General features: G+C 65.5%; 22 protein-coding genes, 4 tRNA genes and 1 pseudogene. 17 read left to right on the top strand and 10 right to left on the bottom strand.

Annotated features, from left to right (window positions below; all coding sequences use genetic code 11):
- The first annotated feature begins 45 nt into the window (after positions 1-45).
- Genes pstC through J3E61_RS04920 form a run of 4 tightly spaced genes read left to right on the top strand, consistent with a single transcriptional unit; the run spans position 46 to position 3,757 of the window.
- Positions 46-1,101, top strand: coding sequence for a phosphate ABC transporter permease subunit PstC (pstC, locus tag J3E61_RS04935; RefSeq protein WP_192724166.1), 1,056 nt, complete (start codon positions 46-48; stop codon positions 1,099-1,101).
- The gene (gene pstA / locus J3E61_RS04930) at positions 1,098-2,012 is read left to right on the top strand and encodes a phosphate ABC transporter permease PstA (protein WP_192724165.1); all 915 of its coding nucleotides are present in this window, start codon (positions 1,098-1,100) and stop codon (positions 2,010-2,012) included. The genes pstC and pstA overlap by 4 nt, the downstream gene beginning before the upstream one ends.
- Before the next feature lie 9 nt (positions 2,013-2,021).
- Positions 2,022-2,798: a phosphate ABC transporter ATP-binding protein gene (locus tag J3E61_RS04925; protein ID WP_192724164.1), complete on the top strand. Its 777-nt coding sequence runs from the start codon at positions 2,022-2,024 to the stop codon at positions 2,796-2,798.
- 35 nt (positions 2,799-2,833) lie between these two features.
- The gene (locus J3E61_RS04920; RefSeq protein WP_210082811.1) at positions 2,834-3,757 is read left to right on the top strand and encodes an NADP-dependent oxidoreductase; all 924 of its coding nucleotides are present in this window, start codon (positions 2,834-2,836) and stop codon (positions 3,755-3,757) included.
- A 4-nt stretch (positions 3,758-3,761) separates the two neighbouring features.
- Here the strand turns inward: J3E61_RS04920 and phoU are convergent, their stop codons facing one another.
- From phoU to J3E61_RS04900, 4 genes are all read right to left on the bottom strand, one after another.
- Positions 3,762-4,430 carry a phosphate signaling complex protein PhoU gene (phoU, locus tag J3E61_RS04915; RefSeq protein ID WP_210082810.1) on the bottom strand — a complete coding sequence of 223 codons (669 nt, stop codon included), beginning with the start codon at positions 4,428-4,430 and terminating at the stop codon, positions 3,762-3,764.
- A 106-nt stretch (positions 4,431-4,536) separates the two neighbouring features.
- Complete coding sequence (locus J3E61_RS04910) at positions 4,537-6,573, bottom strand: LCP family protein (protein WP_210082809.1); 2,037 nt, start codon at positions 6,571-6,573, stop codon at positions 4,537-4,539.
- A 196-nt stretch (positions 6,574-6,769) separates the two neighbouring features.
- The gene (dusB, locus tag J3E61_RS04905) at positions 6,770-7,933 is read right to left on the bottom strand and encodes a tRNA dihydrouridine synthase DusB (protein WP_210085434.1); all 1,164 of its coding nucleotides are present in this window, start codon (positions 7,931-7,933) and stop codon (positions 6,770-6,772) included.
- Positions 7,921-8,928, bottom strand: a complete 1,008-nt coding sequence (locus tag J3E61_RS04900; protein WP_192724160.1) for an acyl-ACP desaturase — start codon at positions 8,926-8,928, stop codon at positions 7,921-7,923. The genes dusB and J3E61_RS04900 overlap by 13 nt, the downstream gene beginning before the upstream one ends.
- 204 nt (positions 8,929-9,132) lie before the next feature.
- On the opposite strand from J3E61_RS04900, the gene J3E61_RS04895 reads away from it, so the two are divergent.
- Positions 9,133-9,507 carry a hypothetical protein gene (locus J3E61_RS04895; RefSeq protein WP_210082808.1) on the top strand — a complete coding sequence of 125 codons (375 nt, stop codon included), beginning with the start codon at positions 9,133-9,135 and terminating at the stop codon, positions 9,505-9,507.
- A gap of 99 nt (positions 9,508-9,606) precedes the next feature.
- On the top strand, positions 9,607-10,029 hold the full coding sequence (locus J3E61_RS04890; protein ID WP_192724158.1) for a hypothetical protein: 423 nt from the start codon (positions 9,607-9,609) through the stop codon (positions 10,027-10,029).
- A gap of 3 nt (positions 10,030-10,032) precedes the next feature.
- Here J3E61_RS04890 and J3E61_RS04885 read toward each other — a convergent pair whose 3' ends face one another.
- Positions 10,033-10,617, bottom strand: a complete 585-nt coding sequence (locus J3E61_RS04885; protein WP_210082807.1) for a TetR/AcrR family transcriptional regulator — start codon at positions 10,615-10,617, stop codon at positions 10,033-10,035.
- Positions 10,618-10,689: 72 nt separating this feature from the next.
- Between J3E61_RS04885 and J3E61_RS04880 the strand changes: the two genes are divergently transcribed.
- Positions 10,690-11,697, top strand: coding sequence for a DUF2236 domain-containing protein (locus tag J3E61_RS04880; protein ID WP_210082806.1), 1,008 nt, complete (start codon positions 10,690-10,692; stop codon positions 11,695-11,697).
- On the opposite strand, the gene J3E61_RS04875 is transcribed toward J3E61_RS04880, so the two are convergent.
- A complete protein-coding gene (locus tag J3E61_RS04875; RefSeq protein WP_210082805.1) occupies positions 11,694-12,050 on the bottom strand; it encodes a DUF2510 domain-containing protein in 357 nt (118 codons plus the stop codon). The two genes, J3E61_RS04880 and J3E61_RS04875, sit on opposite strands and share 4 nt — an antisense overlap.
- A 74-nt stretch (positions 12,051-12,124) precedes the next feature.
- On the opposite strand from J3E61_RS04875, the gene J3E61_RS04870 reads away from it, so the two are divergent.
- From J3E61_RS04870 to J3E61_RS04855, 4 genes are all read left to right on the top strand, one after another.
- Positions 12,125-12,973, top strand: coding sequence for an SPFH domain-containing protein (locus tag J3E61_RS04870; RefSeq protein WP_210082804.1), 849 nt, complete (start codon positions 12,125-12,127; stop codon positions 12,971-12,973).
- A 61-nt stretch (positions 12,974-13,034) separates the two neighbouring features.
- Complete coding sequence (locus J3E61_RS04865) at positions 13,035-13,292, top strand: hypothetical protein (protein WP_192724153.1); 258 nt, start codon at positions 13,035-13,037, stop codon at positions 13,290-13,292.
- A 40-nt stretch (positions 13,293-13,332) separates the two neighbouring features.
- Positions 13,333-14,481: a protein kinase gene (locus tag J3E61_RS04860; RefSeq protein ID WP_192724152.1), complete on the top strand. Its 1,149-nt coding sequence runs from the start codon at positions 13,333-13,335 to the stop codon at positions 14,479-14,481.
- Between the two features lie 77 nt (positions 14,482-14,558).
- Positions 14,559-14,924, top strand: coding sequence for a group 1 truncated hemoglobin (locus J3E61_RS04855; protein WP_210082803.1), 366 nt, complete (start codon positions 14,559-14,561; stop codon positions 14,922-14,924).
- Between the two features lie 9 nt (positions 14,925-14,933).
- Here J3E61_RS04855 and J3E61_RS04850 read toward each other — a convergent pair.
- A tRNA-Lys gene (locus J3E61_RS04850) sits at positions 14,934-15,009 on the bottom strand.
- A 122-nt stretch (positions 15,010-15,131) separates the two neighbouring features.
- On the opposite strand from J3E61_RS04850, the gene J3E61_RS04845 reads away from it, so the two are divergent.
- From J3E61_RS04845 to J3E61_RS04835, 3 genes are all read left to right on the top strand, one after another.
- Positions 15,132-15,204: transfer RNA gene (locus J3E61_RS04845), tRNA-Glu, on the top strand.
- Positions 15,205-15,239: 35 nt separating this feature from the next.
- Positions 15,240-15,316, top strand: a tRNA-Asp gene (locus J3E61_RS04840).
- 37 nt (positions 15,317-15,353) lie between these two features.
- Positions 15,354-15,430: transfer RNA gene (locus J3E61_RS04835), tRNA-Phe, on the top strand.
- A gap of 15 nt (positions 15,431-15,445) precedes the next feature.
- On the opposite strand, the pseudogene J3E61_RS04830 reads toward J3E61_RS04835, so the two are convergent.
- Together J3E61_RS04830 and J3E61_RS04825 are read right to left on the bottom strand one after the other, a co-directional pair.
- Positions 15,446-16,909: pseudogene (locus J3E61_RS04830) on the bottom strand (HAMP domain-containing protein); the annotation flags it as partial.
- The gene (locus J3E61_RS04825; RefSeq protein ID WP_192724150.1) at positions 16,906-17,676 is read right to left on the bottom strand and encodes a winged helix-turn-helix domain-containing protein; all 771 of its coding nucleotides are present in this window, start codon (positions 17,674-17,676) and stop codon (positions 16,906-16,908) included. The gene J3E61_RS04825 and the pseudogene J3E61_RS04830, both read right to left, overlap by 4 nt.
- Before the next feature lie 214 nt (positions 17,677-17,890).
- Here J3E61_RS04825 and J3E61_RS04820 point away from each other — a divergent pair, with 214 nt between their 5' ends.
- Positions 17,891-18,184 carry a PepSY domain-containing protein gene (locus J3E61_RS04820; protein ID WP_210082802.1) on the top strand — a complete coding sequence of 98 codons (294 nt, stop codon included), beginning with the start codon at positions 17,891-17,893 and terminating at the stop codon, positions 18,182-18,184.
- Between the two features lie 61 nt (positions 18,185-18,245).
- On the opposite strand, the gene J3E61_RS04815 is transcribed toward J3E61_RS04820, so the two are convergent.
- Positions 18,246-20,501: a bifunctional SulP family inorganic anion transporter/carbonic anhydrase gene (locus J3E61_RS04815; RefSeq protein WP_210085433.1), complete on the bottom strand. Its 2,256-nt coding sequence runs from the start codon at positions 20,499-20,501 to the stop codon at positions 18,246-18,248.
- A 295-nt stretch (positions 20,502-20,796) separates the two neighbouring features.
- On the opposite strand from J3E61_RS04815, the gene J3E61_RS04810 reads away from it, so the two are divergent.
- Positions 20,797-21,105, top strand: coding sequence for a hypothetical protein (locus J3E61_RS04810; protein WP_210082801.1), 309 nt, complete (start codon positions 20,797-20,799; stop codon positions 21,103-21,105).
- A gap of 56 nt (positions 21,106-21,161) precedes the next feature.
- Positions 21,162-21,782 (top strand): TetR family transcriptional regulator, encoded by a 621-nt coding sequence (locus J3E61_RS04805; RefSeq protein ID WP_192724147.1) that lies wholly within the window; start codon positions 21,162-21,164, stop codon positions 21,780-21,782.
- The last annotated feature ends 9 nt before the right edge of the window (positions 21,783-21,791 follow it).

Here is a 21,791-nt window from a genome sequence, read left to right as displayed (position 1 = left end):
CCCTGCGCGACAGCACGATTGCGGTGAGGATGGGTGCCGGGACCAATGACCGATAGGCTCGATGTGACCGAAGCAAACGGGCTGCCGAACCCAGCGGACGCGGGATCGGGTGAAGTGATCGCTTCACCCTTTCCCGCACCGCCGCCCATCTCCACCGACCCTGCCAAAGGCACGAAGGTCCGGTTGGGAGACAGGGTCTTCCGCGGGCTTGCGGAGGGCTCAGGAGTCCTGATCGTCGTCATCATCGCCGCGATCGGGGCTTTCCTGTTGTGGCGGGCGGTCCCGGCGCTCGCCCGCAACAAAGAGAACTTCTTCCTCTACGGCGGAAACTGGATCACCACCGACACGTCGGCGATGCACTTCGGCATCCTCGATCTGCTCCAGGTGACCGTCTTCGTATCGCTTTTCGCGTTGATCCTCGCCATGCCCGTCGCGTTGGGCATCGCGATATTTCTCACCCACTACTCGCCACGGCGGCTGGCGGGCCCGCTGGGCTACATGGTCGACCTTCTCGCGGCGGTGCCGTCGATCGTGTACGGCGTGTGGGGGCTCTACGTGCTGGCCCCGGTGCTCAAGCCGTTTGCCTTGTGGCTCAACAAGAATCTCGACTGGCTGTTTCTGTTCAAGACCGGCAACGCATCGGTGGCGGGAGGCGGAACCATCTTCACGGCCGGCATCGTGCTCGCCGTCATGATCCTGCCGATCATCACCGCGGTGACACGAGAGGTGTTCATCCAGACGCCCCGCGGTCAAATCGAGGCGGCGCTCGCGCTCGGCGCCACCCGATGGGAGGTCGTGCGCACCACGGTGTTGCCGTTCGGCCTGTCCGGTTACATCAGCGGTGCGATGCTCGGCCTCGGCCGTGCGCTGGGTGAGACGATCGCGTTGTTGATCATCCTGCGCGGCACGCAGAAGGCGTTCAGTTGGACGCTGTTCGACGGTGGCTACACATTTGCGAGCAAGATCGCCGCTACCGCAAGCGAATTCAACGACCAGTACAAAGCAGGCGCGTACATCGCCGCCGGCCTGGTGTTGTTCATCCTGACGTTCGTGGTGAACTCGCTTGCTCGTGCCGCGGTCGCAGGAAGGGGCGCGAAATGACCTCGACTCTGGACCGCCCGGTCAAGGTCACGACCTTCCAGGGCGTGAGCCTTCGCCGCAAGGTCACCAACAACATTGCGACAGTGTTGGTTACGGCGTCGCTGGTGATCGCGTTGGTGCCGCTGCTGTGGGTGTTGTACTCGACCATCACCAAGGGCATCAAGGCGCTCGCCTCACCCGTCTGGTTCACCAACTCCCAGGCGGGCATGACGGCATTCCAGGCCGGTGGCGGGGTTTACCACGCAATCATCGGCACCGTGTTGCAGGGCTTGGTGTGTGCGATCATCTCGATTCCGATCGGCATCTTCGTCGCCGTCTATCTTGTTGAGTACGGCGGCGGTACGCGACTTGGCAAGATCACCACGTTCATGGTCGACATCCTCACGGGTGTGCCCTCGATTGTGGCGGCGCTGTTCATCTACGCGTTGTGGGTGGCCACACTCGGCTTCCAACGCTCCGGCTTTGCGGTGTCACTTGCGTTGGTGCTGTTGATGATTCCGGTCATCGTGCGCGCCACCGAAGAGATGTTGCGCATCGTTCCGATGGACCTGCGCGAAGCCAGTTATGCGCTGGGCGTGCCGAAGTGGAAGACGATCGTGCGCATTGTCATTCCGACGGCGTTGTCGGGCATCGTCACCGGCATCATGCTGGCGCTGGCCCGCGTGATGGGGGAGACCGCGCCGTTGCTGATCCTGGTCGGCTACGCGCAGGCGATGAACTTCGACATGTTCAACGGATTCATGGGATCGCTGCCGGGCATGATGTACGACCAGATTTCGGCGGGCGCGGGCGCCAACCCGGTGCCGACCGACCGACTCTGGGGCGCGGCCCTGACATTGATCCTGTTGATCGCCATACTCAATATCGGGGCGCGGTTCATCGCGAAGATCTTCGCCCCCAAGAAGGTTTAGGAGCTTCAAGTGGCCAAGCGGTTGGACCTCAAGGACGTCAACATCTACTACGGCTCGTTCCACGCCGTGGCCGATGTCGCGCTGTCCGTTCAGCCCCGCAGTGTTACGGCGTTCATCGGGCCGTCGGGTTGCGGCAAGTCGACGGTGCTGCGGACGCTCAATCGCATGCACGAGGTGATTCCCGGCGCCCGCGTCGAAGGTTCGGTGCTGCTCGACGGTGAGGACATCTACGGCGCGGGAGTCGACCCGGTCGGTGTCCGCAAGACCATCGGCATGGTGTTCCAGCGGCCAAACCCGTTCCCTACCATGTCAATTCGCGACAACGTGGTGGCCGGGCTGAAGTTGCAGGGCGTGCGCAGCAAGAAGGCGCTCGACGAGGTCGCCGAGCGTTCCCTCAAGGGTGCCAACCTGTGGAACGAGGTCAAGGACCGGTTGGAGAAGCCCGGCGGCGGCCTCTCGGGTGGCCAGCAGCAGCGGCTTTGCATCGCCCGCGCGATTGCGGTGCAGCCGGATGTGCTGCTGATGGACGAGCCGTGCTCAGCGCTCGACCCGATCTCGACGCTGGCGATCGAGGACCTGATCGCGGAGCTCAAGCAGGACTTCACGATCGTCATCGTCACGCACAACATGCAACAGGCCGCCCGCGTCAGCGACCAGACCGCGTTCTTCAATCTGGAGGCGACGGGTAAGCCGGGCCGGCTCATCGAGATCGACGACACCGAGAAGATCTTCTCCAACCCGAACGAAAAGGCCACGGAGGACTACATCTCCGGCCGCTTCGGGTAGGGAATAATCGACACGCTGCGGCGGTCGTAGTGGCCATGGCCAAAGCAGTGCAGTTCGATCAGTACGGCGACATCGACGTCCTCGCGGTGCGTGAAGTCGACAAGCCTGTGCCTGGTGAGGGCGAGGTGCTGGTTGCGGTCAGGGCGGCCGGAATCAACCCTGGTGAGGCGATGATTCGCCGCGGCGCGTTTCACGATCGGTGGCCGGCGACGTTCCCGTCCGGACAGGGCAGTGATCTGGCCGGTGTGGTCGCCGAGATCGGTGCCGGCGTCGACGGCTTCGCAGTCGGCGACGGGGTGCTGGGCTTCACCGAGAAGCGCTCCAGTCAGGCCGAATTCGTGGCAGTACCCGCTGACCAGCTCACGGCCAAACCCGATCCGGTGCCGTGGGAGGTCGCAGGCGGCCTGCCCGGCGTGGGCGCCACCGCTTACGCTGCGGTCCGTGCCGTTGCGTTGAAGCCGGGTGACACGGTCGCCGTCGCAGGTGCGGCCGGGGGAGTTGGCACCATCGCCGTTCAGCTCGCAAAGCGCGCTGGCGCAACAGTTTTGGGCATCGCCGGCCCGTCGAACGACGAATGGCTCACCGCACACGGCGTGGTCCCCGTCAACTATGGCGACTCGCTGGCCGACCGGCTCCGCGCGGCGGCGCCCAATGGAATCGACGCGTTCCTGGACTTCTTCGGCGGTGGCTACGTCGAACTGGCGGTGACCGAACTCGGCATTGATCCGCAGCGGGTGGACACCATCATCGACTTCGCAGCCATCGAGCGGTTCGGCGTGAAGGGCGACGGCAATGCCGAGGGTGCCGATGCTCGGGTGCTCGCGGAGTTGGCGGAGCTGATTGCCGCGGGTGAGCTGGAGCTGCCCATTGCCGCGGTGTACCCGCTTGACCAGGTACAAGCGGCGTACCGCACGCTGGAGGAGCGGCACACCAGGGGAAAGATCGTGCTGCGGCCGTAACGCCTCAGCGCGGAGTGGGGATCTGTTCCTCGTCGGGGTGATTGCCGGTGACCTGGAAGATGACGCGGCGGGCCACCTCCACGGCGTGATCGGCGAACCGCTCGTAGAAGCGGCCGAGCAGTGTCACGTCGACGGCCGCGGCGACCCCGTGCTTCCATTCCCGGTCCATCAGCACCGTGAACAGGTGACGGTGTAGGTCGTCCATCGCGTCGTCTTCTTCGCGGATTCGCGCTGCCTTCTCCGGATCCCGGGTGATCAGCACCTCCTGCGCGCTGTTGCCCAATTCGACTGCAACGCGGCCCATTTCAGCGAAATAACCGTTGACCTCTTCGGGCAGCGCGTGTTGGGGATGGCGGCGCCTTGCGATCTTGGCGACGTGCAGCGCCAGCGCGCCCATCCGGTCAACGTCGGCGACGATCTGAATCGAGCTGACGATCGATCGCAGATCGCCTGCCACCGGCGCCTGCAGCGCCAGGAGCACGAACGCGCTTTCTTCGGCGCGCGTGCTCATCGCCGCGATCTGCTCGTGGTCGGTGATGACCTGCTCGGCCAGCACGAGATCGGCTTGCAGCAGGGCCTGCGTGGCGCGTTCCATGGCAGTGCCCGCCAGCCCGCACATCTCGCCGAGCTGGGCTGTCAGGGCATCCAATTGCTCGTGGTACGCGGTTCGCATGCGCCAAGCCTACGGTGTTTGTCATCGGTACGTCACGACGCAAGCGGTGAACGAAAGGTGAATGCCACCTGCCTAAATGGGGCCCGAAGGTGGCGGTGCTACAGCGTTATTCGCACGAGGTGTCGGCGGCGTTGGTGACCGTCAGATCCTCGGGCAGATGCGTCGGTGTCGTACTGGTCCCACGCACAACGTGAACCTGCACGGGGGATCCGCTCGGCGACGGCGGAGTCACCGACAGGAAGTCGCTTCCGAGCACCACCCGCACCACATCGCCCAAGCCGCTGACCCGTTCGATGGTGGGATTGGTGAAGGACGACGCAACGGTGGCCGCGGCCTGCTCGTTGCCTGGCGAGAAGAACACCGTCGTCGAGTTCAGCGGTCCGGGATAGTCGTCGGGGCTGGTCACGTTGAAGCCGTGCGACTGCAGTTCGCTCGCTGCGGTGGACGCCAGGCCGTCCTCACCGGTCGAGTTCGACACGCGCACGGTGATGTCCTGCGGGTTGGTGGTGACCGCGCTGACCAACTCGGCGTTCTCCGGCGCAGGCGAAGGAGACGCCTCGGGGGTGCTGGCCTTCGACTCCGGCGTACCGGGCACCGGAGTGTTGTCCGGATTCTTCTCCTCGGGCAGCGGGTCGTCGTTGATGATCGCGTCGAACAGCGCCCGCATGTCGTCGGTGCGGGGGGTTTCGTTGCCGTACTCGTCGGCATATCCGACCGTCGGAACCGTCACGAATGTGATGCGGCCGGCACTGACACCCTGAACGGACTGGCCGAGGTCGACAAGGTCCTTGGTGTCGATGTTGTCGACGAAGCTGTCGTTGATGAACATGTTGACCACGTTGTTGAGCTTGGACAGCGAGAAGAACACTTCCTTGGAGATCATCGAGCGCAGCAGCGACGACAGGAACAGCTGTTGGCGCTTGATGCGGCCGTAGTCGCCGTTGGTCTCGGTGGTGACCTGCCGGGCGCGCACGTACTGCAGCGCGGTGTGGCCGTCGACCATCTGCCTGCCCGCATTGGCCAGCACGGTGCCGAGTTCGTAGTCCTCCAGCGGGGTGGTGCTGCACACCTCGACACCGCCAAGAGCGTCGACCATCTTCGAGAAGCCGGCGAAATCGACTGCCATGAACCGGTTTACCGAAAGACCGGACAGCTTCTGGATCACCTTGACCAGACACTTGGGCCCGCCGACCGCGTACGCGGAGTTGATCTTCGTCTCGGTGTAGACCTGGTCTTGTCCGTAGGCGTCGGACTCTTGGTCGGTGACCGGACCATATTGATGCGTATCGGGATCCCAGTGCTCGCACTTGGTGGGGGTGATCGCGAGATCACGCGGGAACGACACGGCCACAACGCGTTTGCGATTGGCCGGGATGTTCACCAGCATGATCGTGTCCGACCGTGCGCCTGCGGCGTCGTCGGTGGTTCCCGCACCCATATCGCTGTTCTCGCCGAATCGGCTGTCCACCCCGACGATCAAGAAGTTCTCGTCACCGAACTGTGCATTCGGGTCCAGGATGTCTCGCGAGTTGGGATCCAGCGCCGAGACCTTGTTGAGCATGTTGTTCTTCGACGACTGCCATTGCCAGGCACCGCCGGTCAGTGCCAGCGCGCTCACCGCGATCAACGCGGCGGCCACCCGACCGGCCACCATCGTCTTGGTGAAACGCGGCCGCTTCTTCTCGGCCTTGGGCGCGCCGCGTCCGGACCCGATACGCGACGGCTGCACCCGGTCGTCGCTGCGCAGCGTCGCCAGATCCGGCACCTCAGAGGCGTACCCGGCGACCACGGGGATGATCTCCGTGTCCGGATCGTCCAGCTCGATGACGGGCGGAATGATCTCGGTCGCCGGAGCGGGCGGTTCGGGCGCAGGCCGGGGTTCCGGCGCAGGCCGGGGTCGCCTCAGTTCCTCGGGGACGCTCGAAGCACCGTTCAGCTTCGCGATCAGGTCGGCGACGGTGACGCCGTCGGTGTGGTTACCGGCAGGGGCGCCCTTGTCGTCGTCCTCGGCATCGGAATGCCCGCTGCGCTCCCACGGCGCGGCGCCTGGCGATGGCGGCGCACTTCGGGTAAGCCATCGGTTGGGCCCAGCGCTGGGAAGCCCAGGAGTGGCATCAGGGAAATCCCCGTCGCCGTCACTCATGTTCTGGTGGCCTCCGACTTTCTGGACCGTCGCGCGCGTCGGTGCGCGTGGGCGTATGCAGTACTTCGTGTGCCTCTAGCTCGGGTAACGACACTCTGCGGGCTCCGCCGTTGGAGCCGGATACGACAAGAGCCTTATCGTACTGAGACATCCTGAGAGACGGCCAGTCCACCGAAGGTACCGAGAACGTCTCGGTTTAGCCTCCGGAGTGCATGACGTCCGCTCCCGCGGGCACCGTGCAGTCGTCGGGATCGGTCAGCCAGCCCTCGGGCAGGGCCACCGATGCAGCCGAACCTTGCCGTCCGCGCGGCCCCGTCGCCGCAAGTGGAAACGGCACCTGCGGGTCGAGCTGAGCCAGCAGCGAGTCCAGCTCCGAAAGCGTCTTGACCAGGGCCAATGCCCGTCGTAGGTCGGCCCCGGCGGGAAATCCGTGCAGGTACCACGCGATGTGCTTGCGCATGTCGCGCATACCCTTGTCCTCGCCGAAATGGTCGGCGAGCAACTGGCCGTGCCTGCGCATGATGGCGGCGACCTCCCCGAGGGTGGGCGGCGTGGCAGGCGTCGTTCCGGCGAAGGCCGCCGAAAGCTCGGCGAACAACCACGGCCTGCCAAGGCAGCCACGACCGATGACGACTCCGTCACACCCGGTGGCTGCCATCATCGCCAGCGCGTCATCCGCGTCGAAGATATCGCCGTTGCCGAGCACGGGAACCGTCGTGACGTGCTGTTTCAATGCGGCGATCTGCTCCCAGTCCGCAGTTCCGGAGTAGCGCTGCGCCGCGGTGCGGGCATGCAGTGCCACGGCGGCCGCGCCCTCTTCGGCCGCGATCCGGCCTGCGTCCAGATGGGTGTGGTGCGCGTCGTCGATGCCGATCCGGAACTTCACGGTCACCGGGATGCCGGTGCCCTCGGTAGCGCGCACGGCCGCGGCGACGATACGGCCGAACAGCCGCCGCTTGAAGGGCAGCGCGGCACCGCCGCCGCGCCGGGTGACCTTGGGCACCGGACAGCCGAAATTCATGTCGACATGGTCGGCCAGGCCCTCGTCAGCGATCATTTTCGCCGCAGCAAAGGTGTTGTCCGGGTCGACGCTGTAGAGCTGCAGCGAGCGGGGCGACTCGTCGGGCGCGAACGTCGTCATGTGCATGGTGACCGGATGGCGCTCGACGAGCGCGCGGGCGGTCACCATCTCGCACACGTAGAGGCCGCTGACCGTGCCGGCCCGGGCCAGCTCCAGCTCTCGGCACAGCGTGCGGAATGCGACATTTGTCACACCGGCCATCGGGGCCAGTACGACAGGGCTCCGCAGCTCGATCGGCCCTATCCGTAATGCGGGCCGATCGTCGGTTACGACGCTGATGCGGCGAGCTCCTTTGCCGCCTTCTTGTCCGCCATCTGGGCCAGCCGCTCGAGACGGCGCTGCTTGGCGATCTCGAACTTGACGCAGGCCTCCTCGAGCTCCTCGACAAGCTTGGCCAGCTCGTCGCGCTGACGCGCGGCCTCGCCCGTGAAGTCCTCGCGCTCGAAGATGCGCCACTTCTTGAGCACCGGCATGACCACGTCGTCGAGGTGAATGCGCGGATCGTAGACACCACCCGACGCGATGACGACGGCCTTACGCCGGAAGTCCGGAATCGTGTAGCCGGGCATCTTGAAGTTGCTCAGCACCTTGTGCAGCGAGTGCATCGCCTGGTTGGGTGCGATATCGAACCCGGCCGCGGAAACGTCGCGGTAGAAGATCATGTGCAGGTTCTCGTCGGCCGAAACCCGTTGCAGCAGTTGGTCGGCGACGCTTTCGTTGCACGCCTTGCCGGTGTTGCGGTGACTGACACGCGTCGCCAGCTCCTGGAACGTCACGTAGATGACGGAGTCGAACAGGCTTTCTGCGAAGAGGTCGGCGTCGCCCTCGAGCTGCTGGTTCTGGCCGGGGGAGAAGCCGCGGGTGACCTGCTCCATGCGCAGCATCTCGAGCTCGACCGGATCGACGGCGCGGGTGACGACGAGGTAGTCACGAAGCGCGATGCCGTGTCGGTTCTCCTCGGCCGTCCAGCGGTTGACCCAGAAGCCCCACGGCCCGTCCATCGAGAAGTTCATCGCGATCTCGCGGTGATATGCGGGCAGATTGTCCTCGGTCAAGAGGTTGGTCAGCATTGCGACCCGGGCCACCTCGGACAGCTTCGATTCCTCGGGGTCCCAGTCCTTGCCGCCGAGTGCGTAATAGTTCTTGCCGTCCGACCACGGGATGTAGTCGTGCGGGTTCCAGTCCTTGCGCATCGACAGGTGCCGATTGATGTTCTGCTCGACGACGGGCTCGAGCTCGTGCAGTAGCTGCAGATCTGTCAGACCTTGCGCCATGGCCCCTCCCGGTTTATCTGTACCTGATGGTTGCACTCAATATATCTGTGTACTCCGGTGACATCAAGTTGTTGCATCGTCGTCTTCGGAGTGTCACATCCGCCTCACAGGGCAACGTGCGTCGCGCTATTATCTGCGCGGGCATATTGGGGAGCCCGTGATTTCCTACCGCAGCCACTTTGACGACTCGGAGGTCGGGCTCTCATGAAGACTCTCACTGTTCTGTTCGGCGCTGCCGTCGGGGTTGCAGCAACCATCTCGATCGGCGCGGGAGCAGCCACCGCCGCGGTCCCGGATGTCGTCGGCCAGACGTACAAGGACGCCAAGAACACCATCCAGGGCCAGGGGGCGGCGGTCGTCATCGCGACACGCACCGGCGGATCGGCCGATATCGACAAGTGCATCGTCACCAACGCATGGGCCAAACCGAGCGTCGATCAGCCGAGGCAGGCGCCCGGTCCCGACGAGGTCTGGGTGGCACTGAACTGCAATGCCGCGGTCGCTTCGGCTGGATCGGCGGGGCCATCCGCGGCCAGCCCAGAAGGTCGTCAGGCGCTGATAGCGCAAGAAGCGGGCTGACGCTGACGCGCGCGGTAGCGGTGACGCGGGCCACGCAATAGACTCCGGAAATAACAGTTTTTCCCAGGAATTTCTACGATATTTCGGAGGTCGAGCTCAGTGAAGAAGTCTATCGTTCTCTCGGCCGCCGCGGCCGTCGCCGCATCAGCCTCGATGGCGCTGTTCGGCACGGGTGTGGCTGCGGCGGACGATTATGCGGGGCAGACCTACGCGGACGCTTCCTCGGCGGCCAGTGATGCCGGCCAGACGGTGGTCGTCGCAGGCCGCGTCGGCGACAAGCTCTCACAGGACGACTGCCTGGTAACCCGTTCGCAGACAGCACCGTTCATCTCTGCCAATGACGGCGCACACTACGACAGCCAGGTGCAGTTCTACCTGAACTGCAACGGCGGATACGCGACGGCGACCAACCCCGGCGCCTCGCTGGCCAGCCCGGAGGGTCGCGAGGCCAAGGCCGCAGCTGACCAGGCTGCCGCCGAAGAGGAAGCCCAGCTGGCCGAGGTCAGCACTCCCGACCAATAGCGGTCAGTAGCTCGAAACTCGGCTCAGCAGCATGTCGACGCAATAGTCGATGAACTGCTCCCGCGTCGCGGCCAGCCGGCCGTCCAAGTAGGCGGTGAACAACGCCGTCAAGGCACCGATCAGGCCGGTGGCCACCATGGCCTGGACGGCCGGATCGGTGATGCGGGTCAGCTTTCGCTGCAGCAGGTCGATGAAGTTGGGCATCCATTCGGCGCCCGAGCGGGTGAGCACGGGTTCGACGCCTGGCGCCAGCAGCAGCACCCGGCCGCGCGACGGGTCGTCGACCATCAGTGCGACGAAGCGCTCGACGGCGTCGCGCGGGGTTTCGGCGGTCATCAGCGTGGACATCGCCCTCGTGCACACGTCGTCGTAAACGGCGCGGACGAAGTCGTCGCGGTCGGCGAAGCTCTCGTAGAAGTACCGCTCGGTCAAGCCCGCGGCACGGCAGACCGCCCGCACCGTCAAGGCCGGACCGGCGGGGCCGCCCAACAAGTCGACTCCGGCGCTGATCAGTTCGTCGCGGCGCAAGACCTGGCGGTCCTGCAGCGGAACGCCTGACCATCGGCCGCGTCGTTGACTGGACGGCACTTCACTCCCTAAGCTCTGTGGTGACAACGCCCGTAGTCAGAAATGCCACTGACTCCGATCGGAAGATCACCAGTGACTCAAGATACGTCTGAGGTGTGCCCGGAGACCACCGGATCCCCCTCTGCGGCGCCAGGCTGTCCCGTTTCCGCGGGCGGGTATTCCGCCGTGCCTGCTCCGCTCGGGCCGGACTCGTTGACCTGGCAGTTGTTCGGCGACTGGCGCGGTCTGCTGCAGGGGCCGTGGGCGGGTTCGATGCAGAACATGCATCCCCAATTGGGCGCCGCCGTCGAGCAGCATTCGATCTTCTTCTCAGAGCGCATGCCACGACTGCTGCGGTCGCTGTACCCGATCGGGGGTGTGGTCTTCGACGGTGACCGGGCGCCGCAGACCGGCGCCGAGGTACGCGACTATCACGTCGGCATCAAGGGCGTCGACGCCCAGGGTCGCAGGTACAGCGCGCTGAATCCCGACGTGTTCTATTGGGCGCACTCGACGTTCTTCATGGGCACGATTCTGACGGCCGAACGCTTCGGTGACGGTTTGACCGAGGAGCAGAAGCGGCAGTTGTTCGACGAGCACATCACCTGGTACTCAATGTACGGAATGAGTATGCGGCCGGTGCCCAAGACATGGGAAGACTTCCAGGCCTACTGGGATCACATGTGCCGCAACGTATTGGAAAACAACTTCGCGGCACGCGAGGTACTCGACCTGTCGACCATGCCCAAACACCCGTCGCTGCAGTGGATCCCGGATTGGCTGTGGAAGCTGCAGCTGAAAGTCCTTGGGCCCTTTGCTGTTTGGGTGACTGTCGGTCTCTACGATCCCGCGGTCCGCGAATTGATGGGCTATACGTGGTCGGCACGCGATGAGCGATTGCACTGGCTGTTCGGCAGGCTGGTGAACTTGTCCTTCAAGCTGCTGCCGAAGCGTCGCCGTTATCACCCTAGGGCGCGCGCGGGGTGGGATCGTGCGACGGGCCGCCTTCCTGCCGACGCGCCACTGGTGCACACGCCTGCCCGCAATCTGCCGCCGGTAGGGCACCGCGACAACGGCATGCATTACTGCCCCGTCGTCTAGCGCGGCCGCGCGTACGGCGTCCACAGTGCGCCGTCGAAATACCTTAGCTGCGAACGGTTTTGGGGATCCGGAAACCAGCCTGGCTGTACGGGCGGGTAGCGGCCGAAGACGCCGCGAGGATCACCGGCCAGGCTCAGCCGATGCTCGAATTCGGCGCGCGCCCGCAAACCCGCATCGCGGATGGCCAGCGCCCGCCTCCGCCTCGCCACGAAGATCAGCAAGCCGATGACGGCCGTCACGGCCAGCGCGTAATAGGCGCCGAGGTACAGCCACCAGAGCGCCAACACCAGTCCCGCGCCGGTGAATATCGGGTGCCGCCGCCAAAACGACCTGTGAACTTGCTGGAAGAGCATCGCCTTTGATCATACGATTCGGCGGACGTTTCCCCCTGCGAAAAGGAAGGCCCCAAGTGCCTTGGCAAGTGTTTATGGCGATACTGCTCGTCATCGTCACCGTGATCGCCCTGCTGATGCGGGCCACGTCGAAAAGCGAGGCGGCCAGTAGCTGGGCGACGCGGACCGCGGTGATCGCCGGTGGCCTGCTGGTCTTCGTGCTGATCCTCGGCTCGACGACGATCGTCTCCACCCGCAACATCGGCGTTGTGACGACATTCGGCAGGCCCAGCGGCACGCTGACCAACGGCCTGCACGTCAAGGCGCCGTGGCAGTCGGTGACCGAGATGAACGGCACCATTCAGATCGACAACCACACTGGAGACGCGGCGACGACGGTCCGGTTGGGCAACAATTCGACGGCCTTCGTCGACAACAGCGTGCGCTGGCGCATCCAGCCGGCGGCCGCCGATGAGCTGTTCCTGGACTACCGCGACTTCGAAAACGTCCGTGACAACCTCGTCACCCGCGAGCTGAGGGCCGCCCTCAACGAGGTGTTCGCCGACTTCGATCCGCTGGCTCCTGAGAACTCCGACGGCGCCAACGTGCAGGCGCTTGGCGACAAGGTGGCCGACAAGCTACGGGCAAAGGTCGGCGCGCAGATCGAGATCATCAATGTGATTGTGCCGCTGGTCAATTACGACGAAGCCACCCAGTCGCGCATCAATGCGCTGAACGTCGAGAAGGCCAACACCCGGGTGGCCGAACAGCGGGCGAAGACCGCCGCCGCCGAGGCGAAGGCCAACGAGGTTCTGGCCGCTTCGGTTTCCAACGATCCCAACGTGCTGGTGAGCAAGTGCCTGGACGCTGCGCGGGAGGCCCATATCAGCCCGTTGGGCTGCTGGCCGGGCACTTCTGTGGTGCCGACCGTGCCAGCCCGGTAACATTCGGCGTTTTTCGCTATGCCTGGAGCGATTTATGGGGCACGATTCACTTGTGTTTCGTGTGACGCGGTCTGTCGGCTGCGCGGTGATGTCATTGCTCGCCGCGGTGGTCATCGGGCTGTCCGCGCCCCCGACCGCGTCAGCGACGAACGTGACGGACGCTTACCCACCGCCGCCGTCGCCCCTGACCGTGCTGACCACACCGTTTACTTTCGGTATGCATGTCATCGAGACCATCGCCGAGGGGCTTGCCGACGCGGTCGAGATGCTCGCCACTCCTGCGCCGATCGCGGTCCCCGCACCGCGCAGCGGCGCCTAGGGGTGGTTTGACGCCGGTGTAGACCGGCTAGTTTTAGCCTATGCAGGCGCCAGAAGTGCTTGGCGGCCGCTACGAACTGCGCGGCGTGCTTGGGCGCGGCGGTATGGCGGAGGTCCGCGACGGCTGGGATATCCGGCTCGACCGTCCGGTCGCGATCAAACTGCTGTACCCGGTGTTCACTTCGCAGCCGGACAACCGGATGCGCTTCGAGGTGGAGGCCCGTGCGGCCGCCGCGCTCAACCATCCGCACATCGTGTCCGTCCACGACAGCGGCGAGCACGCCGGCATGCCGTACATCGTGATGGAACGGCTGTCCGAGCAGACGCTGGCCGATGTGATTGCCCGGGGACCGCTACCGCAACCCCAGGTGCGCTCGATCCTCGCCGAGGTGCTCTCAGCGCTGGCGGCAGCGCACGCCGCGGGCATCCTGCACCGCGATATCAAGCCGGCCAACATCCTGTTCTCGCCGTCGGGCCACGCCAAGCTCGCCGACTTCGGTATCGCCAAGAGCGCGGCAAGCGCCCACACGGCGACGGGTCAGATCGTCGGCACGATGGCGTATCTGTCGCCCGACCGGATCGCGGGCAGGCCTGCCTCCGTCGCCGACGACCTCTACGCCGTCGGTGTCGTCGGCTATGAGGCGTTGACGGGCCGTCGGGCTTTCCCCCAGGAAAACCTGGCCGAGTTGGCCCGTGCCATCTGCGACGGTGCGCCGGCGCCGCTGACCGCGCTGCGTCCCGACGTGGACCCCGCGCTGGCAGCCATGATCGAACGGGCGATGACGCGGGACCCGGCGTGGCGGTTCGGCAGTGCCGACGAGATGCGGGCGGCGCTGACGGGCCCGGCAGGCCCGCCCGTGCGGCCTGCGACGCGCGTGCTGGCCGCTCCGCTGCCCGACCCGACGACGATGGTGGTGGCGCCGCGGCGCAGCAGGCCGTCGCGGTGGTACCTGGGCGCGGCGGCGGCCGTGATTGCAGTGTTGATCGCCGCGGTCGCGTTCATCGTCGACTCGACGTCGACCCCGGGGATCCCGGAGCCGGCCAGCACCAGCACGTCGGTTCCCGCACCGACACCGTCTTTCGTGCCGCCCCCACCGCCGACGACCACACCGGTTCAGGTGGAGCAGCCGCCACCACCGAAGAAGCGCGGCGGCAACGGAAATGGCAACGGCCACAAGAAGGGTGACTAGCGGTGTGAGGCGTTGTTAGCGCCGCCGCTATTGGAGGGCAACACGGCGGCAATCGGTCGCGCGTTTCCTGGATCGGCATGACAAGCATTTACGAGCAGATCGGTGGCGCCGAGGCACTCGAAGCGGTTGTCGCCGATTTCTACGACCGGGTGCTGGCCGATGACGAGCTGGCCGGGTTCTTCACCGGCACGAACATGGCGCGGCTGAAAGGCAAGCAGGCGGAGTTCTTCGCCGCGGCGCTCGGCGGGCCGGAGCCCTACACCGGGGCGCCGATGCGCCAGGTGCACCAGGGCCGCGGCATCACGATGGACCACTTCAATCTGGTCGCAGGGCACCTGACCGACAGCCTGTCGGCCGCCGGGGTACCCCAGGAGATCGTCGGCAAGATCATCGGCGCCGTCGCACCGCTGGCCGACGACATCGCCACGGCGCGAACTGCGTAGTCCGACGCGTGGTGCCCCCAGCAGGGCTCGAACCTGCGACCTGCGGATTAAAAGTCCGTAGCTCTACCAACTGAGCTATAGGGGCGACGAGTGAACAGGATACTGCGTCCCTGAGGGCATCTCGTTTGAGGATTGGGGTCCCGGTACCCTAAGCTATCGAGGCTCCCAGCGTCACAGCGTTGGGAGTACCCCGGAGAGATTCGGCTGGCCCCCTTCGTCTAGCGGCCTAGGACGCCGCCCTTTCAAGGCGGTAGCGCGGGTTCGAATCCCGTAGGGGGTACACGCGGCGCCTCGTACGATGGAGTCGCAAAGCAAGGCCCTGTGGCGCAGTTGGTTAGCGCGCCGCCCTGTCACGGCGGAGGTCGCGGGTTCAAGTCCCGTCAGGGTCGCCAGTCATGGCGAGGCACTTGGGCGAGTTGGGTGCCTTCCGGCCAGGTAGCTCAGTTGGTATGAGCGTCCGCCTGAAAAGCGGAAGGTCGCCGGTTCGATCCCGGCCCTGGCCACCACGCGGCGGAGTCACCGATTGTGGGAATGCGGACCCGAAATGAGGTTCGCTCATCGTCGGATTCAACGGTCACCGAGCCATGGTGTGCTTCGACGATCGACAACACGATCGCCAGGCCAAGTCCCGTGCTACCCAACTGGCGCGACCGTGCCTCGTCCGCACGTACGAATCTCTCGAACAGGTGCGGCAGAAGTTCATGGTCGATTCCCGGCCCGTCATCGCTGACCGTCAGTTCGGCGTAGGGACCGTCGGCATTCGCGCCGTGCATGATCTTCGTGGTCACCGTCACCCCGGCCGGCGTGTGCACGCGTGCGTTCGTCAGCAGATTGCTCACCAGCTGATGCAGCCGGGCGTGGTCCCCACGCACCCACACCGGGCGCTCGGGTAGGTCGGTCAACCATCGGTGGCCGGGCCCCGAGACGACGGCGTCGTTCACCGCTTGCATGGTCACATCGACCAGGTCCACGTCTTCGGTCTCCAGGTCCTGAGCTTCGTCGAGCCTGGAGAGCAGCAGCAGTTCGTCGACCAGCCGGGTCATCCGGTGTGCCGCAGTCTCTATGCCCGCCAACGCGTACTCGCTCGTCGGCGGCAGGTCAGCGCTGTCCTGGCGGGTGAGTTCGGCGTAGCCCCGGATTGCGGCCAATGGTGTGCGCAGTTCATGGCTGGCGTCGGTGAGGAATTGCCTTGTCCTGCGGTCGGATTCGGCGCGATGGACCAGTGCCGCATCGACGTTCTCGAGTAACCGGTTCAGCGTGTCGCCCACCACGCCCACTTCATTGTCCGGATCGGCGTAGCGCACCCTGGCGGTGATCCGGTGGGCGTCCAATGTGAGGGGTTGGGCAGCGACATTGGCTGCCGTCGCTGCGACGCGGCGCAATGGCCGAAGCGCATACCGGACCACCAAAGCTGTTCCCGCGCATGTGACTATCAGTGCGGCGCCTATCAGGACCACCGTCGTCGCGACCTTGCGGGCTACCGCCTCGTTGGCCGGGGCCATCGACGTTCCCACCACGAGCGTGTTGCCCGCCGCGGATATGGTGCTCTGCACCCGGTATTTGCCAAGGCTCGCCAGCTTGACCGTGCGCGGCGGCCCGCCGTGCCACGCTTCGGCCTCGATCGCCGCAATGACGTCGGGCGGCGCGGACTGTGGTTCACCCTCCGAAAACACTGCCGAGGCGATCAGGGTGCCGTCGCGCACGACGGCGACGAAACTTCCCGGCGCGTGACCGGTGAAGTGCTTGATTGCCTCGTCGGTGACCGCGGCCTGCTTGCTGTCCAGCTTTGCGATTGAATGATCAAGCGCCCCAAGTGAAGTCGCAACCGCTGTATCGGTCATGTTGGTCACGAACGTACGCAGGATCAGCACCGACGCCACCCCGACGGTCAACAACACAACGGAGACGACCGCCGAAACGCCCAGCACCAATTGCTGGCGCACCGAGCGCGGCCACCACCGGCGCCCGCCGTGCGCGGGTCTCATCGAGGCGGGCGCAACATGTAGCCGACGCCGCGAACCGTGTGCAGCATCGGCTCGTGCCGCGCGTCGATCTTCTTGCGGAGATAGGAGATGTAGAGGTCGACGATGCTCGATCGCCCGTCGAACCCGTAATTCCAGACCCGCTCCAGGATCTCGGCCCGGCTCAGCGCACGCCGTGGGTTGCGCATCAGGTAGCGCAGCAGCTCGAACTCGGTCGCTGTCAACGAGATGGGCTCGCCCGCCCGGGTGACCTCACGGCTGGCTTCGGACAACACCAGGTCGCCGACCTTGAGTTGCTCGCCGTGGACGGCTTCCTGGTAGCTGGTCCGCCGGAGTAGACCGCGCAGCCTGGCGACCAGTTCCTCCAGGCTGAACGGCTTGGTCATGTAGTCGTCAGCGCCGGCGGTGAGTCCGATGACACGGTCGGACACCGAATCACGCGCGGTGAGAAACAAGGTCGGCGTATAGGTTTCGGCTTCGCGAACCCGCCGCAGGATCTGCAGGCCGTCGACGTCGGGCAGCATGATGTCGAGTACGAGGACGTCGGGGCCCAGCTCGTCGAATTTGGCGACCGCCTCGCGACCTCCGTGCGCCACGTCCACGGTCCATCCCTCGTAGTGCAGTGCCATCTTGACCAAGTTCGTCAACGCGGGCTCGTCGTCCACCAGCAGGACGCGGATCGGTGAGCCATCCAGGCGCTCAATGCGGGGCAGCTGACCGAGGATGGCCTGACGTGGACGGTTGGGCGCAGGCGCGGACGGCGGTGTCATACACCCATCGTGCGGACTGCACAGACCGTTGTCACGGAATTCATAGCCTTTTCTAAGGTGCCGTCCTGATGTGGCGGTAATCACCTTGCTGCACAGCCCTTTCCATAGACATATGAGTTCGCGATGAGTTCGGCGACAAGCCCGACACGTGCGGTCATGATCGGATGTAGACGACATGTGTTGTCTGGCAATGCAATACGGACAAAGGAGAACAATGAAGATCTTCGCGATAGCTGTCGGTGTGGCGGCTTCTGCTGCGATTGGACTCGCCCCCGTCGCGGCTGCCTCGCCCACCGGCGGCTGGCCGGCCACTGAGACCGTCGACTGGCTGCAGGAGCAGGGCTACACTGTGCATCTCAACTCGGCACCGAACGGGCCTCTATCGCAATGCATTACGACCGGCGTGCACGGGTTGCGTGACTCCAATATCGACGCGCATGGCCGCCAACTGGACCCGACGCGGCACACCGCCGTCTACGTGGATGTCGCCTGTAACGCCACGGCGTAGGTCAACGAGGCCGGCGCTGGCGCGCAACCTCGCGCCAGCGCCGACCTCGACCAGCTAACCGTTACACGCTCTCGTGGACCTCGAACGGCAGCACATACGTGGGCGTCACCTGCAGCGCCCGCGCGCTGGCGATGTCATAGAACAGTCCGAGCACTTCGACGCGGCCCTGTCGATGTGCCTCGGCAACCAGCGGATGCCGCAACAGCGTCTCGACCTGCACCGCGACGTTCACCATGCTGAGTTGGTCGACGGTGTCGAAGCCGGCTTCGGCGGCTGACTGCGCCACCGGATGCGTGCCATCTGCGAATGCCGTCAGCGTGGGTTGGCCATTGGCCAGCCACGGCCGCAGATAGGCGTCGGTGGGACTGCCTGCGCCGGGTGTGATCAGTGCGTTCATCGCGCCGCAACCGGAGTGCCCGCAGACCACAATCGAGGAGACCGCCAGTTTTCCGACGGCAAACGCGATCGCGGCCTGGGTGGACGCATCGCCGTCGCCCGCAGGCACCAGGTTGCCGACATTGCGCACGGTGAACAGGTCGCCGGGCCCGCTGCTGGTGATCACGTTGGGCACCACGCGGGAGTCAGCGCAGGTGATGAACAATGTTTCCGGGCGCTGGCCGTGCGCCAGTTCGCGCATGTGCGGTCTGAGCAGCGGGGCAGTTCGCCGGTGGTAGACCGCCAGCCCGGTGAGCACCGACCGGCTCTGTCCATTGTGGCGCCGTGAACCGTCCGCTTCGCCGTGTTGCCAAGAGTTCCATGGCATTACACCGACACGCTTGTCGATCGGTGCGAACGCCCGGGCAGGTGGACCGTCGACCGTGGTGCCGACTTCCAGGGCGCCGACGTCGTGGATGTGAACCGATCCGCCGGATGCCTGATGCTGCTGGCGCCACTGGGCGATCGCCTCGTGTGCGGCGTGATCCAGAAAGTCGACGGTCAGCTCGAGCGTCACCCTGGTCGCGGGCGGAACGGACGCCAGGGTGGCGGTCAACCGGGGCAGCGAGAGGAACGTGCACGAGCCTTCGACGACGACCCGCCACTCGTCGGCGCTGATCTGCTCGGCGCGCAGCCGGACCCGAATGACCCGCCACACCGTCAGCATCACCGCGAGCGCCAGCCCCAGCAGCACGCCTTCCAGCAGATTGAGGAAGACGACGCTGAGGATCGTCACGAGGTAGACCGCGATGTCGCCGGTTCGGCGGGCGGTTTCGATGTGTGCGCGCTTGACCAGTTGCACGCCGATCACGATGAGCAGCCCGGCCAGTGCCGCGCTTGGGATCTGGCGGGCCAGGCCCGCGAACGGCACTGCGAACATCAATACCCAGACGCCGTGCATGATCGTCGAGGCGCGGGTGCGGGCACCGGCGGTGACGTTGGCCGTGCTGCGCACGATGACGCCCGTGACGGGCAGGCCTCCGATAGCGCCCGAGGCGATGTTCGCTGCGCCCTGGCCGACCAGTTCGCGGTTGAAGTCGGTGCGCGTCCCGCGGTGCATCTTGTCGACCGACACCGCCGAGAGCAGGCTTTCGACGCTCGCGATCAGCGCGACGGTGAGCACACCGGTGGCGAACGCGCCCCACTTGCCGTCGGGCAGTGCGGGGAGTTGGAGCGCATCCAGGAGCGAGCCGTCGATCTGGATGCGGGCCACGTCGATCGGTAGCGCAACCGAGACCAGCGTCGCGGTGACGATCGCGACGAGCGGGCCGGGCACCTTCGACAGCGGGCCCCGCACCCACCGCCACGCCACCATCACGGCGATCACGAGCACGCCGAGGAACAGACCGGCGGGCTCGACGGTCAGCAACTGCGACGGCAGGTCGGTGACGTTGTTCCACGCCGAGCTGTGTGACTCGCCGCCGAGCAGCACATGTACCTGCTGGAGCGCGATGGTGATGCCGATGCCTGCGAGCATCGCGTGCACGACGACAGGGGAGATCGCCAGCGCGGACCGAGCGACACCGCTCATCCCGAAGATGACCTGAAGAATGCCTGCGCACACGGTGATTGCGCACGTGACCGCCCAGCCGAATTCGCTGACCAGCCCGGCGACGATGACGGTCAGTCCGGCCGCAGGGCCGCTGACTTGCAGCGGCGAGCCACCCAGCGCCCCGGCGACGATGCCGCCGACGACGGCGGCGATCAGTCCGGCCAGCACGGGGGCGTCAGAGGCCACCGCAATGCCGAGGGAAAGCGGCAACGCGACCAGAAACACCACAAGCGACGCCGGTAGGTCATACCGAAGTAGCGGCCGGGCGCGGTCCCGCCATGTGGGTGCCGGTTCTTCGGCGCGGGGTTGAGCTTCGCGAAGTTGCAGAATCGGAGTCTCCTTTGTTCGGTCGCGCAGCGCTGTCGGTGCGTTCGCTGGCAAAGCGTGAGAAGAATTAGAGCCCAGCGCATTACGTCCGCGTCGAGCGGTGCGAGCTGTGTGGCGGCGTTGCCTTCATCGAAGCTATTCGCGGAATACGCACAGCGACAAGGAATTCATAGACAACGCATAAAGACGTGTCCCCGATCACGTCGCGTTTCTATGTGTGGTCTATGACTTTATTGCCGACCCGCGCCGGGCGTTCTTAATCTCGAAGTGTCACAACAACTTTGATTGGAGAAACACAATGAATTCCAAACGCATTGCTGCGGCGTCGGCAATCATGCTGGGCGGCTTGGCCGGATCGCTGACGCTTGGCTCTGCTACCGCCGGCGCGGCGCCTGCCGGCCCGTCGTCAGCCGTTGAGACCATCGCGCGCCTGCAGGCTCAGGGCAGCCAGGTCATCGTCAACAAGGTGGGCTCGGGACCGATCAGCCAGTGCACGGTCGAATCGGTTCGGCCGGTTCAGACGCGGCAGGCGCCCACAGGCAACCCGCTGACCGGGGTGCCCAACATGCAGACCACCACGACAGTTCACGTCGGCCTGAAATGCTGATCCCGCAGCGCTGACGCGCGGCCGCCGTACGATGGCTGCGAGATGAGGGCGAGCCGGTGACCGCAGCCAAGACGGCGGGACAACGCGCAGGCGAGGAGAAGAGCAACTTCCGCCAGCGCCTGCTCGACGCGCTCGAAGCATCGGTTGCCGAGGACGGCTACTCGCGCACGACCGTCGCCGACATCGTGCGGCGCGCGCGCACGTCGCGGCGCACGTTCTACGAGCACTTCGACACCAAGGAAGCCTGCTTCGTCGCATTGCTTCACGATGCAAACAACGCGCAGGTTCGGCAGATAGCAGCGGCCGTCGACCCCCACGCGCCATGGCGAACCCAGGTGCGGCAGGCGATCGAGGCCTGGATCTCCACGGGCGAATCCCGGTCCCCGCTGATGCTCAGCTGGTTTCGCGACGTGCCGTCGCTCGGCGAGGCTGCGCGCCGGTTGCAGCGCGACGCGACCGAGAACTTCATCGAAATGGTGCAGGCACTCGGCGGCACCGACGAATTCCGCGCCGCCGGCATCGCTCCCGTTTCCCGTCAACGCATCATCATGCTGCTCGGTGGCCTCCGCGAACTAGCCGCGATCACCGTCGAAGAAGGTGGCCAGATGAGCGACATCACCGAGGAAGCGGTGGACGCCTCGATTGCGCTGCTGACGCCGCGCGATCAGACCGACTAGTCGACCACC

This window comes from Mycobacterium sp. OAE908, assembly GCF_017872775.1.
Classification (GTDB): Bacteria; Actinomycetota; Actinomycetes; order Mycobacteriales; family Mycobacteriaceae; genus Mycobacterium.
The sequence above is the reverse complement of the archived record's forward strand: the minus strand, read 5'-3'. Positions and strand labels throughout refer to the sequence as shown.

Bases quoted from the DNA above. Each gene is read 5' to 3' on its own strand.
- pstC (WP_192724166.1), top strand. From the start codon at position 46: ATGACCGATAGGCTCGATGTGACCGAAGCAAACGGGCTGCCGAACCCA.
- pstA (WP_192724165.1), top strand. From the start codon at position 1,098: ATGACCTCGACTCTGGACCGCCCGGTCAAGGTCACGACCTTCCAGGGC.
- J3E61_RS04920 (WP_210082811.1), top strand. From the start codon at position 2,834: ATGGCCAAAGCAGTGCAGTTCGATCAGTACGGCGACATCGACGTCCTC.
- phoU (WP_210082810.1), bottom strand. From the start codon at position 4,430: ATGCGAACCGCGTACCACGAGCAATTGGATGCCCTGACAGCCCAGCTC.
- J3E61_RS04910 (WP_210082809.1), bottom strand. From the start codon at position 6,573: ATGAGTGACGGCGACGGGGATTTCCCTGATGCCACTCCTGGGCTTCCC.
- J3E61_RS04900 (WP_192724160.1), bottom strand. From the start codon at position 8,928: ATGGCGCAAGGTCTGACAGATCTGCAGCTACTGCACGAGCTCGAGCCC.
- J3E61_RS04895 (WP_210082808.1), top strand. From the start codon at position 9,133: ATGAAGACTCTCACTGTTCTGTTCGGCGCTGCCGTCGGGGTTGCAGCA.
- J3E61_RS04875 (WP_210082805.1), bottom strand. From the start codon at position 12,050: ATGCTCTTCCAGCAAGTTCACAGGTCGTTTTGGCGGCGGCACCCGATA.
- J3E61_RS04870 (WP_210082804.1), top strand. From the start codon at position 12,125: ATGGCGATACTGCTCGTCATCGTCACCGTGATCGCCCTGCTGATGCGG.
- J3E61_RS04860 (WP_192724152.1), top strand. From the start codon at position 13,333: ATGCAGGCGCCAGAAGTGCTTGGCGGCCGCTACGAACTGCGCGGCGTG.
- J3E61_RS04855 (WP_210082803.1), top strand. From the start codon at position 14,559: ATGACAAGCATTTACGAGCAGATCGGTGGCGCCGAGGCACTCGAAGCG.
- J3E61_RS04825 (WP_192724150.1), bottom strand. From the start codon at position 17,676: ATGACACCGCCGTCCGCGCCTGCGCCCAACCGTCCACGTCAGGCCATC.
- J3E61_RS04820 (WP_210082802.1), top strand. From the start codon at position 17,891: ATGAAGATCTTCGCGATAGCTGTCGGTGTGGCGGCTTCTGCTGCGATT.
- J3E61_RS04810 (WP_210082801.1), top strand. From the start codon at position 20,797: ATGAATTCCAAACGCATTGCTGCGGCGTCGGCAATCATGCTGGGCGGC.